8 protein-coding genes are annotated in these 16014 nt (G+C 75.4%); 5 read left to right on the forward strand and 3 right to left on the reverse strand.

Annotated elements, in window-relative coordinates; translation table 11 throughout:
• Positions 1-5: 5 nt before the first annotated feature.
• The 5 genes from ACIBI9_RS49615 to ACIBI9_RS49635 all read left to right on the forward strand — a co-directional run bounded on the left by ACIBI9_RS49615 (position 6) and on the right by ACIBI9_RS49635 (position 12422).
• Positions 6-818: a DUF4132 domain-containing protein gene (locus tag ACIBI9_RS49615; RefSeq protein WP_397233886.1), complete on the forward strand. Its 813-nt coding sequence runs from the start codon at positions 6-8 to the stop codon at positions 816-818.
• Positions 815-5665, forward strand: a complete 4851-nt coding sequence (locus tag ACIBI9_RS49620) for a DNA-binding protein (RefSeq protein WP_397233888.1) — start codon at positions 815-817, stop codon at positions 5663-5665. Before ACIBI9_RS49615 ends, ACIBI9_RS49620 begins: the two co-directional genes overlap by 4 nt.
• Before the next feature lie 72 nt (positions 5666-5737).
• Positions 5738-6868, forward strand: coding sequence for an AAA family ATPase (locus ACIBI9_RS49625; RefSeq protein WP_397233890.1), 1131 nt, complete (start codon positions 5738-5740; stop codon positions 6866-6868).
• Positions 6865-10464 (forward strand): DUF5682 family protein, encoded by a 3600-nt coding sequence (locus tag ACIBI9_RS49630; protein WP_397233891.1) that lies wholly within the window; start codon positions 6865-6867, stop codon positions 10462-10464. Before ACIBI9_RS49625 ends, ACIBI9_RS49630 begins: the two co-directional genes overlap by 4 nt.
• A complete protein-coding gene (locus ACIBI9_RS49635; RefSeq protein WP_397233893.1) occupies positions 10461-12422 on the forward strand; it encodes a hypothetical protein in 1962 nt (653 codons plus the stop codon). Before ACIBI9_RS49630 ends, ACIBI9_RS49635 begins: the two co-directional genes overlap by 4 nt.
• 78 nt (positions 12423-12500) lie before the next feature.
• Here ACIBI9_RS49635 and ACIBI9_RS49640 read toward each other — a convergent pair whose 3' ends face one another.
• Genes ACIBI9_RS49640 through ACIBI9_RS49650 form a run of 3 tightly spaced genes read right to left on the reverse strand, consistent with a single transcriptional unit; the run spans position 12501 to position 15928 of the window.
• Complete coding sequence (locus ACIBI9_RS49640) at positions 12501-14306, reverse strand: alpha/beta fold hydrolase (protein ID WP_397233895.1); 1806 nt, start codon at positions 14304-14306, stop codon at positions 12501-12503.
• Positions 14303-14902 carry a TetR/AcrR family transcriptional regulator gene (locus tag ACIBI9_RS49645; RefSeq protein WP_397233896.1) on the reverse strand — a complete coding sequence of 200 codons (600 nt, stop codon included), beginning with the start codon at positions 14900-14902 and terminating at the stop codon, positions 14303-14305. Before ACIBI9_RS49645 ends, ACIBI9_RS49640 begins: the two co-directional genes overlap by 4 nt.
• Before the next feature lie 33 nt (positions 14903-14935).
• The gene (locus tag ACIBI9_RS49650; protein ID WP_397233898.1) at positions 14936-15928 is read right to left on the reverse strand and encodes an NAD(P)-dependent alcohol dehydrogenase; all 993 of its coding nucleotides are present in this window, start codon (positions 15926-15928) and stop codon (positions 14936-14938) included.
• Positions 15929-16014: the final 86 nt, after the last annotated feature.

The raw sequence follows: 16014 nt of genomic DNA on the forward strand, positions 1-16014 counted from the left end.
GCCGGGTGGCGGCGCGAGCCACCTCCGGCCGGTCGGCGGGACGGCAGCTGAAATCGCTGCCGAAGGCGCTGCGTGATCACCCTGAGGTGGACCGGCTGCGCCGGTTCGCCGAGTGGCTCGACCGCCACGCCGCCTCGTGCGTGGCGCAGGCGGACCTGTGGATGGTGTCGTCACTGCCCGTGCCGACCGGGCTGCTGGCCCGGGTGTGGCCGGACGAGGCGTGGCAGTCGGCGCTGCGCGACCTGGCCGTGGTCGGCGACGACCCCGACGAGGTGGGCTTCCTGCGCGACGCCACCGAGACGGGCGAGCTGCGGGTGGTCAACCTCGACGGCGAGACCGTACGGCTGTCGCCGCGCACGGTGACGCTGCCCCACCCGGTGCTGCTGCCCGACCTCGACGACCTGCGGGAGTTCGCGGCCGAGCTGGGCGTGGTCCAGAAGGTCGAGCAGATCCACCGCGCCACCTGGCGCAAGCCCGCCGACCTGGACGGCAAGGCGACGACCGTGACGGAGTTCTCCGGCGGCACGTACGACTCCCGCTTCGGCCTGGCCGCGCGGGCCACCACGCTCGGCTACCGGGTCACCGGCGGCTACGCCACCTGCCGGGTCCGCGACGCCGGGGCCATCACCGAGGCGAGCGTCTGGATCGGCGAGCCGTACTGGGACGACGAGGTGACCACGGGTGGCCTGACCTGGCAGGACCTCGACGGCAGGACGCTGCCGCTGCGCGAGGTCGGCCCGGTGGCCTGGTCGGAGGGGATGCGGATGGCCGCGGCGCTGTACGCGGGGCGCAAGGTCGAGGAGGGCAAGGACGCATGAGCGAGCGAAGCGAGCGACCAATCAAACACAGCGACGAGCTGCTGAAGGCCGGGGCGATCCTGCCGCCGGACACCGAGAGCACGGGCGAGGGCGCCGTGCCGATGACCGCCCGCCGCTACCGTCACCCAGCGCTCGACGACCGCGTGGTCGTCCGCCTGGTCGCGGGCGAGCTGGGGGCGGCCGAGGACCTGGCGGCCGGGTTCCTGGGCCTGGAGCCCGACGGGGAGCCCGCGGTGGTCGGGCTCGGGTTACGCCGTTCGCTCGGCTTCCCCGAGTGGGTGCTGGTGCACCACCCCGGCGACGGGCAGCACGCCCTCGCCGTCGTGCCGGAGCTGGAGCGGATCGCCCGGCAGGCCAAGTCCAAGCCCAAGAACGCGCTCGACGGCTACCACGAGCTGGCCCGCCGGCTCGGCGCGTCCGTGCCGCACTTCCTGCCCACGTTCTACGAGCAGGCCGGACGGGTGTTCACCGGCGTGGAGAACGCCACCTACGCCGCCCAGATGTTCTCCAGCGCGCGCAAGGCGGAGGCCGAGCACGGGCTGGCGATCGACGAGGACCGGCTCGACTCGGTGTTCCTGGAGTTCGCGCTGGCGGGGGCGCTGCCGGTCAAAGTGCTGTCCGGTTACGCCAAGGAGCTGGCCGGCCGGGTGTCCGCCGACGAGGCGCTGCGCCGCTTCTCCCAGCTGTGCGTGCGGCGCACGGCGGGCGGGATGCCCCCCTCTGCCCAGATGGCCAACGACCTGCGCCGCCTGGCCAGGGCGGCCGGCGTGGACGCCGACGCGACCGAGCAGGCGTACCTGCGCGAGCTGCTCGCCCTGCCCGCCACCCTGCGCGCCGCCACCGGCTGGTGGAAGGCCCACCGCGCGGCGATCGGGGCGCTGGGCGGGCGCGAGCCCGAGGTGCGCGCGGCGCTGCTCGCCGTCATGCCGCAGGGCCACGACAACGACCTGCCCGGTGTGTGGCTGGACATCCTCGAGGCGGCCGGCGCCGTCGACGAGCTCGTCGCGGGCCAGGCGCCGGAGGACGGCGCGTCGGGCTGGCTGCGGCGGTTCCTGACCACCCGCAACGCCACCTGGGGCCTGCCGCCGCGGCTGCCGGTCCTCTACTCGCTCGTCGAACGGGCCGCCGACCGGCTGCGCGCCGAGCTCGCCGACACCGCGACCAGGCTGACGGACCCGTACGACGTCGATCTGCTCGACCTGTTCCTCGCGCTCGGCCTGCCCGTGGCCGACCCCGGCGAGGGCGACTACCTGCGGCTGGAGCACTGGGCGCAGGGCGAGGGGCAGCGCGACCTGGCCGCGCTGGCCGCCGACGGCCGGTTCACGCCGGCCTTCCAGCGCGCGGCGGATTCGTTCACCGGCGACTCCGACGGGCTGCGCGCCGTCCGCCTGCTGGCCGCCTCCGACGGCGGCCGGCCGATGCTGGCCGAGTGGGTGCGCAAGGTCTGCGCGCGGTCCTCGTCCGCCGGGCTGCCCGAGCTGCCCGACGCGCTGCGGCGGCTGTCCTGGCTGCCGGGCGAGGCCCTGGTCCTGGCCGAGGACGAGGTACGCCGGGCCGCCTCGGCCGACGTCTCCCCCGTGCTCGCCCGTACGCTGCGGACCGGGATCTTCGACGAGCTGGGCTGGCCGGCCTGGGAGGAGGCCGCCGCGACCCTCGTGCCGAGGAAGGACGTCGACGACATCGTGGTCGCCGACGCCTGGCCGTACCTGATCGCGGCGGGCTCCCGGCAGGTCCGCGTGCTGGGGCGGGAGGGCACCGTGCTCACCCACGACCTGCGCGTCCCGCCCAACGACACGTGGGGCGACATCGGCTACCACTACGTCGACGGCGACCTGCTCGTCTACTGGCAGTCCCGCGCCGCCGACAACGCCTTCCGCGGCTACTGGCACACCTCCGCCGATCGCGTCCACGCCGTCGAGAGCCAGAGCGGCAGCACCCGGGGCACGCGCATGGACTGGTACCGCGGCGACGACCCGGTCACCCTGGCGCTGCCCGGCGGCGGCCGCACCACCGGGCTCGGCGTGCTGCACCCCGGCGACACCAACGTCCCCCTCGAACGGTCCGTGATCACCGACGGCACCTCCTACTGGGTGTGGACCTGGGACGGGTCCGACCGCGACACCCTCGGCTGGCACGAGTACGATCCGGGGAGCGGGGAGCACGGCAGGAAGAGCATGCCCGCCTTCCTCACCGACATCCCCGCGGGCACGACGTTGCACGGGGGCTGGCTGCTGCCCGCCCCGTCCGAGGAGGCGACCCCGGGGAGCGTGCCCGTGGGCGGGCTGCTCGGCTGGCGGGTGACACGGCTGCCCGACGGTTCGCTGCGCGGCGAGGACCTGTCCGGCCGCGCGATCACCCTCCCGCCCGGCGACGGCAACCCGGCGCGCATCCTGACCTTCCCCGGCACCGACCGGCCCGTGGCCGTCCTCAAGGGGAGCTACCGGGTCGAACTGGTCGACGCCGACGGCGTGTGCGTCGCCACCGCCAGGACCGACGCCGCGCCCGGCACGTTCGGCGAGGGCACGATCATCCTCCCGCCGCTGCGCTACTGGCACCACCTGCGGCCGAGGGACCCCGAGGGGTCGGCCGCCCTGCGCGAGCTCGCCCCGGAGACCGCTTCGCGGCTGCTGGCCGCGGCCCGCGAGGAGGACCTGCCGGCGCGGATCCGGGAGCTGCTGCCCCAGGTCAGCCACGACGGGCTGGTGGCGGGGATCGCCGGGATCGTGCGGTTCGCCGGCGCGCAGCAGGCCGCGCTGGACGCCGTCGCCGCCAGGCTCACCGAGGCCCTGTCCGGCGGACACCGCGAGCAGGCCCCCGTGGGCCCCACGGACCACGACCTGGCCCAGGCGCTCAGCGGGCTGGACGTCTCCACCTCCTACTACTGGCGCCACGAAGTCGACGGGGCCTTCCAGCAGATCCGGAGGATCCAGGCGCTGGCGGACGAGGCTCCGGCCGGGGTGGGCCACCTCCACCTCGACCGGCCGGAGCTGCCGTACTCCAGCCTGGACTGGGAGCCGATGCTCGACCACCTGGCCGCGGTGGCCTACCGCACCGGATCGGCGACCATCGCGGAGGAGCACCGCGTCACGTCGGAGCGGCTGCTTCACGCCCTGGCCGAGGCCGGGCTGCCCGTGGCGGCCGACCCGTCGCGGTGGCGCCGCGTCACCGCCCACCTGCCCAAGCGGTGTCTGGAGAAGCCCGACGGCGAGTGGCGCGACGGCAACTGGCTCGGGGTCCTGCCGCTGGAGGGCGGCGCGTTCCTGGTGTTCATCAGCCACGACTCGCCCGAAGACTCCGGGACCCGGTGGCGGGCGCTGTTCCACGACCCGTCCGGGCGGTTCGAGGCGCCCCAGCCGTACACGCTGAGCTCCTCCGACCCGGTCGGCGTGGACCGGCCGCAGGGGTGGCTGGAGGCGTTCCGCGCCGAGCTGGCCGAGCGCGGGCCCGCGCCCTGGCGGCCGGAGGCGGCCGAGGAGTTCTCCCGGCTCACCGGCGTCTCCCTGACGATGGCCCGGCTGGTCGTGGCGGGCCTGCCCTCCGTCGACGCGTACGAGCACTCCTTCCTCACCAAGGAGACCCGCACCGCGATCGGCGTGAAGGTGGCCGACGCCGCCATCGCCCGCAACGAACTGAAAAAGGTCGACGCCGGGATCCGGCGGGCGGTCGTCGCCGCGCTGCTGCCCCGGGAGCCCGCCCGGCTCTGGAGCGACGGCCCCGACGTCGCCACCGCGGCGGCCGTCTGGAACGACAAGATCGGCCCCCAGACGGCCGTGCCCGAATGGCTGCTCGGCGAGGCGTCCCGCACGGTCAGGACCGGCTGGGACACCGGCCGCGCGCTGCGCGCCCTCATCGACCCGGCCGGCGAGCCGGAGCTGGGCCGCGACCTGGCCTGGGCCATCCGGGGCGACCGCGCCAGGCCCGCCGACGAGAACGCCACCGGCTTCACGGCCGACACCCTCTACACGACCATCGTCATGTCGCGCTGGCTCGCGCACCGGCTGCCCGCGGGCGACCCGATCAGGGCCGCGCTGCCCGGCGCGCTGGCCGCCATACGCGCCCGGCTGGCCGCCCCCGGTTTCCTGCTCGACCTCGGCCGGTACGTCGACCTGCCCGCCTTCCGCAAGGCGGCCGGCACGCCCACCGAGACCGGCGAGGGGTACGAAAGGTACGGCGCCGTCGTCATGGCCACCCACGACGACCGGCCCGCGCCCGCCGTCCGCATGTCGCTCCTGGACGAGGCCGGTGACGACCCCTACCTGCGGGCCCTCATCGGGTCGGAGGAGCCGTTCCCGGTCATGGACGCGCTGGCGACCGTCCGCGGCCCGCGCTTCGAGGCCCTGCTGTCCGACCCCGGGGACCCGCTCGCCGGGGAACGCGGGGCCGACGGCACGTGGTGGCCGCAGGATCCCGGCCGGTCCGTGCCCCATCTGGTCATCGAGGTGGCCAAGGAGTTCGGGCTGGGCGAGGACGCCGCGACGGCGTACCTGATGCTGCTGGCCATGCCCGACCCGACCGACCGCAACGCGGCCCGGTGGACCGGTTGGAAGCCCGCCCGGCTCAAGTCGGCCCACGCCGAGCTGGCCGACACCGACCTGGTCGTGCGGGCCACCCGCGAGCGGGCGGGGCGGTCGCTGTTCCTGCCCGGCGGGTGGACGGCGCAGAGCGCGCCGCGGCTGCCGCTGGAGCAGTGGAAGCTGCCGCTGTTCGACGTGTCGGGGCCGTCCGGGGCGCCGCTCGTGCCCGCCGAACCCGCCGCCGACCTGTACGCCAGGGCCTGGGGACGGGTGCGGGACGGGGACGCGCCGCGCTTCGAGGAGCTGAAGGTGAAGCGCGGACGCCGCCGCTGACCCTTCTCGGGACGCGCCCCTTCCCCGGGGCGCGCCCGTTCATCCACCAATGACTCAGAGGACTTCTCTTCCATGACCTTGACCGAAGATCGCGCCCCCTCGGCCCGGCAGGTGCTGCCCGCCGAGGAGCGCCACGCCGCCGAACTCGCCTTCCTCGCCGCCCACGACTCCGGCCCCCGCCCGCCCGGCTGGGCGCTGACCCCGCGCGCGGTCGTCACCTTCATCTGCGGCAGCGGCAACGAGAAGCTGGACGGCCGGATGAAGATCGCGCCCAAGTTCGTCGGCGAACGCGCCCTCGTCGAACGCTGCGTCGTCACCCTCGCCGGCGAGCGCGGACTGCTCCTGGTCGGCGAGCCCGGCACCGCCAAGTCGATGCTCTCGGAGCTGCTGGCCGCCGCCGTGTGCGGCACCAGCGCGCTCACCGTCCAGGGCACCGCCGGCACGACCGAGGACGCCTTCCGCTACGGCTGGAACTACGCCCTGCTCCTCGCCCAGGGCCCCAGCCGGACGGCGCTCGTCGACTCGCCCGTGCTCACCGCCATGCGCTCCGGCCGCGTCGCACGGGTGGAGGAGATCACCCGCTGCCTGCCCGAGGTCCAGGACGCGCTCGTGTCGATCCTGTCCGACCGGCGGGTCAGCGTGCCCGAGCTGGCCGGGACCGAGGACGCGCAGGTCGCGGCCGCATCCGGGTTCACCGTCATCGCCACGGCCAACCTGCGCGACCGCGGCGTCTCGGAGATGTCGGCGGCGCTCAAGCGGCGCTTCAACTTCGAGACCGTCGGCCCCATCTCCGACGCCGACGCCGAGGTCTCCCTGGTGCGCCGCCAGGCCACGGCCGTCGTCGAGCGCGCCGGCGCGGCCTTCGGGGTGGACGACGCCGTGCTCGACGCGCTGGTCACCGTCTTCCGCGACCTGCGCTCCGGCCGCTCCGCCGAGGGCTGGGACGTCGAACGCCCCGGCACCGTCATGTCCACGGCCGAGGCCGTGCAGGTGGCGGCCTCGCTGGGGGTGGCGGCGGCGTACCTGCCCACCGGCGACGTGCTGGACCTGGTGCCCGGCCACCTGCTGGGGGTCGTGCGCAAGGACGACCCCGCCGATCACGGGCGGCTGCTGGGCTACTGGGACGGGCCGGTGCGCAGGCGCGCGGAGGACGGGTCGGCGATGTGGCGCCGCCTGTGGGACCTGCGGGAGAACCTCCGTTGACCGCTCAGAACCTCAATCCGCCCGTGCCGGACGTGGATCCCCGGGAGGCGGTCGCCGCGCTGGCGGCCTCGTCGCGGCCGTACCTGCTGGGGGTGCGGCACCACAGCCCCGCCCTGGCCGTGGTGCTGCCCGCGCTGCTGGACGCCGCCGACCCAGAGGTGGTCTGCGTCGAGCTGCCGGCGGACTTCCAGCCCTGGCTCGTGCACCTGGCCGACCCGGGGACGCACGCCCCGGTGGCGCTCGCGGGGGCGCGGGGTGACGGCGGGCTCGGGTTCTACCCGTTCGCCGACTTCTCGCCCGAGCTGGTGGCCATCCGGTGGGCGTGGAAGCGCGGGGCGGAGGTGATCTGCTGCGACCTGCCGCTGGCCGACCGCGGCTGGCACGCCACCGCGCAGGCTCCCCCCACCGAGGATTCACCGAGTGTCTCGTTCGCCGAGGGGCTGGCCAGGGCCGGCAGCGGGCGCGAGGGCGACGACATGTGGGACCGCGCCGTCGAGGTCCTCGCCCCCGGCTGCGAGCCCGAGGCCGTCCGTCGCGCCGCCCTCGGCGTCGGCTGGGCCCTGCGCCGCGACGCGGAGGCCGCGGGCGGCGTGCCCGCGATGGACCTGGCCCGCGAGGCCCACATGCGCCGCGTCATCGCGACCGCCGCGGCCGGTGGGCGTCGGGTCGCGGCGGTGATCGGCGCCTTCCACGCCCCCGCCCTGCCCCGGCCCTCCGACGAGAGCACCGGCCCTGCCGTGGGAACGCCCTCCGACGAGATCCCCGGACCCGCCGGTGGGTCGGCTGACGGGGCCGGGCCGGTGCCCGTGACCTCGCTCGTGCCGTACGCGTTCGACCTGCTCGACTCCCGGTCCGGCTACCCGGCCGGCATCCGGGACCCGCGCTGGCAGCAGGCGGTGTTCGCGGCCGGCGGCGATCCCGGGAAGGTCCGGGACGGCGCCGCGCGCGCCATCACGGACCTGTGCCGGGAGCTTCGCTCGGCCGGGCACACCGCGGGCACCGGCGAGGCCGTCGAGGCGCTGCGGCTCTCCTGCGACCTGGCCGGCCTGCGCGGGCTGCCCGCCCCCGGGCGCGGCGAGCTGCTGGAGGCGGTGACGACCGTGCTCGGCCAGGGCGAGCCGCTCGGCCGGGGACGGGCCCTGGCGCGGGCGCTGGACACCGTGTTCGTCGGCACCGAGCGGGGCAGGACCGCGCCCGGCACGCCGCGTTCCGGGCTCGGGCCCGCCGTGGAGGCCGATCTCGCCGCCCTGCGCCTCCCGTGTCCCGACAACCCGGAGCCTCGGGAGGTACGCCTCGATCCGCTCCGCTCCGATCTCGACGCCCGCCGCGAGGTCGCCCTGCAGCGCCTGCTCGCCTGCGGCGTCAACTACGGCGAGCCGATCGAGGTGATGGGCACGGGCGACGGAGCGGCGCTCACCACCAGGTGGCGGCTGTCCTGGACCCCGGCGGTCCCGGCCCTGCTGGACCTGGCGGGCGTACGCGGCGTGACCCTCGCCCAGGCCGCGGCCGGGACGCTGCGCGAGACGTACCGCCGTCAGTCGGCGGACGGCGGCCCGACCTGTGCCCTCATCCTCGACGGCCTGCGGACCGCCGCCGGCTGCGACCTGCCCGACCTGGTGGCCGACCGCCTCGCCGACGCCGCCGTCACGCTGCCCGCCACCGCCACCCTCGCCGAGCTGCTCCAGGCCCTCGACCTGATGGAGGCCCTGCGCCGCCGGCACCTGCCCGGCACCACGCCGGAGGGCCGCGAGCACGCCGCCGAGCTGTCCGGCACCCTCCTGGAGGCGGCGGTACGCGCCCTGCCGGGGCTGGCGGGCAGCGATCAACCGGAGGACGCGGTCGCCCTGGTCGCCCTCGCCTCCCGGGCCGGCGAGGAGCGCCTGGGCCTGCGGATGGACGACGCCCTGGCGGTGCTCGCGCGTACGGCCTCGCCCCTCATGCAGGGCGCGGCCCTGGCCGCCCGCGTGCTGCTGGACCTGGACGGCCCGGACTCGCTCGGAGACCGGGCGGCCGGCTGGATCGACACCGCCACCGGCCCCGACGGCCGCCTGCGGCTGAGCCGGCTGCTGACCGGCGTGCTCACGGCCGCCGGTCCGCTGCTCCAGTCGGCCCCCGCGGCGCTCGACCCGCTCATGAACCGGGTGGACGGGCTCACGGACAAGGAGTTCCTGGACCGGCTGCCGGCGTTGCGCGGCGGGTTCGACACGCTCAGCCCGGCCGGACGCAGCCGGCTGCTGGGGGTCGTGTCCGAACGCCTCGGCGACCGGCTCGACGTGGCTCTGCACGCTCCGCCGTCGCTGCTCGCCCTCTGGACCGCCGCCGACGCGGCCGGGCTGGACGCCCTGCGAGCGCTCCGGCTCCCCATCCCCGTCCCCATCGAGAGCACCACGGCACCGGCGGATGAACCGCAGGCCGGGACCTCGGAGGAGTCCGTGGAGCCGGAGGTGGTCGCCGTCCCCGTGACCGACATCCGGCGCAGGCTGCGGCCCGCGGACCGGTGGCGGTTGCTGCTGGGCCGGGAGTCCGAGCAGCTGCCCCCAGGCGCCCGCTCGTACGCCCGCGCCCTGGACGAGCTGTACGGGTCGGGCCGCGGCGAAGGCGCCAACGGCTTCGAGCCCGCTCCGGGCGACGGGGGCGGCCGGGAGGCGCCGTTCCCCACGGCACGCGAGTGGTCGGAGGAGCTGGAGGCGCTGTTCGGCACCGAGGTGCGCGAGGAGGTCCTGGCCCGCGCCGCCGACGCCGGACGCCACGACGTGCTGACCGAACTCGACCCCGCCTCCGTCCGGCCGTCCGTGGAGCTGCTGACGTCCGTGCTGTCCCTGGCAGGCGGCCTGCCCGAGCAGCAGGTGGCCAAGCTGCGCCCGCTCGTACGCCGCCTGGTGGACGAGCTGACCCGCGAGCTCGCCACCCGCCTGCGGCCCGCCATGACCGGGGTCGCCACGCCGCGCCCGACCCGCCGCCCCGGCGGCAGGCTGGACCTGCCGCGCACCCTGCGCGCCAATCTGCCGTACACGCGCCGCCTGGACGACGGGCGGCTCGTGGTGGTGCCGGAACGGCCGGTGTTCAGCACGCGTTCCCGCCGGGAGGCCGACTGGCGGCTGATCCTGGTGGTGGACGTGTCCGGCTCGATGGAGGCGTCGGTGGTCTGGTCGGCGCTGACGGCCGCCGTGCTGGCAGGGGTGCCGACGCTGTCGACGCACTTCCTGTCGTTCTCCACGCAGGTGATCGACCTGACCGACCAGGTCAGCGATCCCCTGTCCCTCCTGCTGGAGGTACGGGTCGGCGGCGGCACGCACATCGCCGCCGGGCTCGCCCAGGCCCGCACGCTGGTCACGGTCCCGAGCCGAACGCTTGTGGTGGTGGTCAGCGACTTCGAGGAGGGCTACCCGATCGGCGGCCTGCTCGCCGAGGTGCGCGCGCTGGCCGGCTCCGGCGTGCACCTGCTGGGATGCGCCGCCTTGGACGACGACGGCGTACCCCGCTACTCGATCCCCGTCGCCCAGCAACTCGTCGCGGCCGGGATGCCCGTGGCCGCGCTCAGCCCGCTCGCCCTCGCCCGATGGGTGGGCGACCGCCTCCGCGGAGAACACCGGTGAACCCCTCCACATCAACCACTCCCGAAGCCGTTCCGGAGACGGCCCCGACCGGCTCCCCCGGCGGTCCGCTGCCGCTGGTGACGCCGGAGGTGGTCGCCGCCGCCGTCGAGAACCTGACCTCGCGGCTGCGCAAGAAGCTGGACGCGGCGATCGAACAGTACGCCGCCCTGCCCGTCACGGCCGGCGGCGAGGGCGTCCAGATCACCTGCGGCGAGGACGCGGTCGTCACGCTCTCGCCGGGGCCGTCCGGTGTGATCTCCGACGGTGACCAGGCGTCGTGCAGTTGCCTGCTGGCGCCGCGCTGCCTGCATTGTGCGGCCGTACTGAGCGCCTGCCCGATCGGGGACGCGCTCCCCGCCGAGGAGGAGGCCACCCCCCGCGAGCCCTCCGACGCCGAACCCGCACCTGAGGGAGCGCAGACAGCCGCCGAGCTGGAAAGCAGCGGCACACCTGACAGTGGACCCGAGGGGGCTGAGTCCGTCGCAGCGCCCGAGGCGGTGGGGCCCACGGCGGCGCAGGTCGCGGCCGCGACCGGGCTGTGGGCCGCCGCCGCGGCCGTGCTGTCCGCCGGGGTGCCCGCCGCCGGCGCGGTGCCCCAGGCCGAGTTGCTGAGGGCCGCGCACACCGCCCGCCTGGCGGGGTTGCCGGGGGCGGAGGCCGCCGCGCTGCGGGTGGTGCGGGGGCTGCGCGCCGCCCGTGCCCGCCACGACGGCCACCGCCTCGCCGACCTGGTCTCCGCTCTGCGCGAGCTGCTGCTCACCGCCGGCCGGCTGGCCGGGGCGGACCCCGACCCGGCGCTGGTCGGCACCGTACGGCGCAACTACCAGCCGGGCGGGAGCCTGAAGGTGTACGGGGTGTTCAGGGAGCCGGTGATCAGCGCCACCGGGTACGGCGGCGTGGTGACGCACGTGGTCGCGGAGGACGGCCGCTGGTATTCGGTGGCCGACGTCAAGCCGGGCGGATCGGCCCGCGCCCGCGGGGCCGCCACGGCGCCAGTCGCCATCGGCCCCGCCATGCTGAACCACTCCCAGCTCTCCCGCGCCGGACTGCTGATCGTCGGTGCCACCGTCTCCCCGGACGGGCGTCTCGGGGCGGGCAAGGGCGTGCGAGCCACCCCCGTCTCCGGCATGCCGTGGACGGAGGGGCCGATGGCGACCCTGTTCGCCCGGCCCCTGGCGGAGGCTGCGGGGGCCCGGCTCTCCGGTCACGCCTGGAGCGAGTCGGACACGGCGGAACAGGCCCGCGAACCGGTCGGCTGCGACCTGGTCATCGTCGGCGCGGCGGGCGACCACGTACTGGCCCGCGCGCTGCTTCCCGATTCCGCGGGTGACGTGCGCGGTTACGGTCCGTTGATCCGGCTCGTCCCCGCCGGCCACCATCCCGAGCTGGCCCACGTCGACAACCTGCGGCGCCTCGCCTCCCGTCCGGGCCTGCTCGTACGGGTGGTGGGCCGGGTGGAGCCGGACCGGGTGGCCACGCTGCTCCCGCTGGCGGTCGGCCCGGTCCCGGGCACCGAGGCGACGCTGCGCCTGCCCCCCGAATGGCAGGGGCACGCCGACCTCGGGTACGACCGTCTCCAGGGAGCCCACCTCCCGCCCCAGGACGCCTGCCCGCCGCCCCCGGACGGCGACGAGGTGGACCCGGTGGCCGGGGCGCCGCTCTGGCGGGTACGCAGGCTGGTCGAGCTGGCCGTGTCCGGCGGGAGGCGGGCGGTGGCCGAGTCGGCCCGCAACGGCGAGTCGTACGCCCAGCTGCGCAACGCCGGGTTCCAGACCGCCGCCGACCTGGTCACGGGGCTGGCCGCCGAGGCGGATCGCCGGAGCCGTGACGTGTTCGGGCGGTTGACGGATACGGGGCCTGACCGGTACGCGTGGGCGTGGGTGGCCGCCGCCACCCACCTCGCCGCCACGGAACGGGCCATGATCCACTCTTCCTGGCAGCCCGCCGACCTCCTCTGACCGACACGACCGACTGCGGGGACGGCCTCCGCAGGTGCCCTCCTGGAGGCCCCCGCGGCGGCCGCCCCCGCCGTACCCCTACGACGGAACGACGGGAGGGCTGGGCTCCCGTACCTTCGCCGAGGGGATCCGGATGGCATGGGCGAGTTCGTCCGGGTGTGTCAGCTGGGGATGGTGACGCGCCCCGGGGATGACCGTCACCGTAGCCTGTGGCAGCGTGTCCAGCAGCATGCGGCCCTCGGCGGTGAGCGGGTCGTCGGCTCCCACGATGACGTGCACGCTCCCGTGGTACCGCCGCAGCTTGGCCCGGAGCTCCGCATGCCGGTCCTCCCGGCCGACGTCGGCCAGGAGCCGGGCGACGTCGGCGGCGACGTGGCCGCGGCGCAGGTCCGCGACGCTGGACTCCAGCGCCTTCGCGTACGCCACGTCCCCGGTGAGCCGCTCCGCCAGCGCCTCAGGCCGTACCCGGCCCAGATACCACCGGCTGAGCCAGACCCACCGCGCGGCGAGACCGGCGCGCGGCTGGAGGAAGAACGGCGACACGAACGTGAGCCGGTCCACCAGATCGGGACGGGCGAGGGCGGCCTCCAGGGCGGCCGCCGCCCCCACCGAGTGACCCACCAGGTGACGGGCGCCGGTCTCATCCACGAGCGCCGTCAGCCAGCGCGGCCAGTCCCCGGGCCGTCCCGCGCTCAGCCCCAGCCCGGGCAGGTCCACGACGCGAGCGTGGCCCAGCGCCGCGGCGGCCGGGCCCCAGGTGTCGGCGTTCACCGGCAGGCCCGGCAGCACCACGGTGGGCGCGTCCGGCTCGCCGAGTTCGAAGGTGCGAACCCCGCCGGCCACGGTGAACCGCCGCCGGCCGGCAGGGGCGGCTCCGAACCGGTGGGCCGCCAGGTGGTCGGCCCAGCGCAGGACGGACATGGTGACGTCCGGCATGGCGAGGCCGTGCCGGGCGGCGAAGGCGTCCGCCGGTCCCGTGGGGTAGCGGTCGTTCGAGAGGAACGTCAGGGTCTCCGGGTCGGCCTTGGTGAGCCACCGGGGCAGGCGCCTCAGCAGGGGCACCGGGATCCGCGCACGCGGCGCCCTGACCTGGTAGTGCTCCGCGACGCGGGTGAGCAGATCGGGCAACGCGGGCGTGTCGTCGTCGAGCACCCAGTACGCGCTCCGCGCGGCCGCCTCGTCCAGCGGGAGCAGGGTCATGAACCGGGCGAGATGGTCGACCGTGACCACGGGCACGAACGTCTTGGCGTCCCCCGGCAGTGCCGCCATGGCGCCCTGCCAGATCTCCTTCACGCTCGACGCGAGGCCCAGTTGCTGGTCCGACTCGCCGGTGACGCTGTCACCGATCACGCTGGACGGGTTGACGACGGACCAGGGGACGCCGAGCCGGTCCGCTGCGGCCTGGAGCACGGCGTCCGCCTCGACCTTGGACGCCTCGTACGCTCCCAGCGCCTCGTACGTCTCCCGCCGCCGCTCGTCGCTCCAGGGCTGCGGATCCTGCCCGCCCACCCGGTACCCGGAGACGTGCACGAGGCGGCGCAAACGGGGCAGCCCCGCCGCGAACTCGACGATGGCGCGGACGCTGTCGACGTTGGCGCGGCGGGCCTCGTCCGCCGGCATCCCGAACCGGTAGGCGCCGGCGCAGTTGTAGATCTCGGTGACGTCCGCCGCGTCGCCGTCGATCAGCGACGGCGTCTCGAAGTCGACCCGCAGATCGGCCGGGGCCTCGCCGTGCCCGTGCTCCTCCAGCCAGGCAACGAGCCGCCGGTACGACTCGGGGCTCCGGTTGGCCGTGCTCACCCGTACGCCGGCCTGGCCGAGCGCGAGGATCAGGTGGCGGCCGATGAGACCCGTCGCCCCGAACACCAGAGCGTGCCGGCTCATGACGGCAGCTCCCCCGTCAGAGGGTGGTCCAGGATCGCGGCGATGACGTCGGCGGCACAGCGCAGCGGCTCCGTCGACCGTTGCGCGCGCGAAAGGATCATCGCCCCCTCGACCGTGCTGACCACGGCCGTCGCCAGCGTACGGGCGGTGGAGGCCGAGTGCCCCTGAGCGGCGAGGTATTCGGCCATGGGGTCGATCCAGGAGCCGAAGGCGTTCGCGCAGGCGTCCCGAAGCCGCTCGCTCTGGGCGCCCATCTCCAGCGTGACCACCGAGACCGGGCAGCCCAGCTGGAAGTCGCTGTCCGTGAGCATCCCGCCCAGCACGTCGATCACGCGGCGGACCGCGTCGCCCGGGCTCCCCGGCTCCAGCGCCGACTCGACCACGAGGGCGCGGAACCGCTCGGCCGCGAGCTCGACGGCCTTCTCCCCGAGCGCCTCCTTGCCCTCGGGGAAGTGGAAGTACAGCGACCCCTTGGGGGCGCGGGCGTGCTCCACCACGGTGTTGAGGCCCGTGCCGCTGTAGCCGCGGGCCTGGATCAGTTCGAGCATCGACTCGACCAGCCGCGCGCTGGTCTGGGCGCCTTTGGTGCCAATCATGCTGAAATAATAGACCGGTCTACCTATTTATGGCTACATCGTGATGACGACCTTCCCCCGGGCGTGGCCCTTCTCGAGGTAGCGGACGGCTTCGGGCAGCTCTTTGAGCGGATACGTACGGTCGATGACCGGCGTGAGCTTCCCCGCCTCCGCGAGCTCCCGCAGCACGGCGAGATCCTCGCCCCTCGCGCGCGCCACCATGGGCGACAGCCGCCGGCTCCCGACCAGCGAGAGCGCCAGCAGCTTGAGCGGGCCGATGAGGGGCGCGACCCACAGCCCCTTGAGCGGCCCCCCGACGGCCACGAGCACGCCCTTCGGGGCCAGCACCCGCCTGATCGCGGACAGCGGGTGGTTGCCGGCCATGTCGATCATCACGTCGTAGCGCCGCCCGCCCCGGGTGACGTCGTCCCGGGTGTAGTCCACGACGTGGTCGGCGCCGATCGAGCGGACCATCTCCACGTTCCCGGTGCCGCACACGCCGGTGACCTCGGCCCCGTACGCCTTGGCGAGCTGGACCGCGAACGTGCCCACGCCTCCCCCGGCGCCGTTGACGAGCACCCGGTGCCCGGGCCGGACGCGCGCCTTGTCGCGCAGCGCCTGCAGCGCGCTGATCCCGGCCACCGGCATGGCGGCCGCCTCCTCGAAGGTCAGGTTGGCCGGCTTCTTCTGGAGCATCCCGTCCTGGTGGAAGCTCGCGTACTCGGCGAACCCCGCGCTGCGCGCGATCGGCGCCATGCCCCGGCCGCCGAACACCTCGTCCCCCGGCCGGAACCTGGTGACGTTCCGGCCCACCGCCTCGACGCGCCCCGCCATGTCGCTGCCCAGGCCGATGGGTTTGGGCCGGGACAGGCCGGTCTGCGACCGGACTACGTACGGCGTGCCCCTCATGACGTGGACGTCGAGCGGGTTGACGGAGGCCGCCTTCACGCTGACCAGGACGTCGTCGTCGCCCACGGCGGGCAGATCGATGTCGCGGAGTTCGAGGACGTCGGGCGGGCCGTACCGGTCACAGCGAATTGCCTTCATGGTGCCCCCTCGGAGAAGTCGCCGGCAGGACGCGCCGCGTGGTCTCGTCAGCGTAGGAAGCCATCCCGGAGCGCCGATATCACGAG

The organism is Nonomuraea sp. NPDC050451 (assembly GCF_044458585.1).

Bases quoted from the DNA above. Each gene is read 5' to 3' on its own strand.
- ACIBI9_RS49645 (WP_397233896.1), bottom strand. From the start codon at position 14,902: ATGATTGGCACCAAAGGCGCCCAGACCAGCGCGCGGCTGGTCGAGTCG.
- ACIBI9_RS49640 (WP_397233895.1), bottom strand. From the start codon at position 14,306: ATGAGCCGGCACGCTCTGGTGTTCGGGGCGACGGGTCTCATCGGCCGC.
- ACIBI9_RS49650 (WP_397233898.1), bottom strand. From the start codon at position 15,928: ATGAAGGCAATTCGCTGTGACCGGTACGGCCCGCCCGACGTCCTCGAA.
- ACIBI9_RS49620 (WP_397233888.1), top strand. From the start codon at position 815: ATGAGCGAGCGAAGCGAGCGACCAATCAAACACAGCGACGAGCTGCTG.
- ACIBI9_RS49625 (WP_397233890.1), top strand. From the start codon at position 5,738: ATGACCTTGACCGAAGATCGCGCCCCCTCGGCCCGGCAGGTGCTGCCC.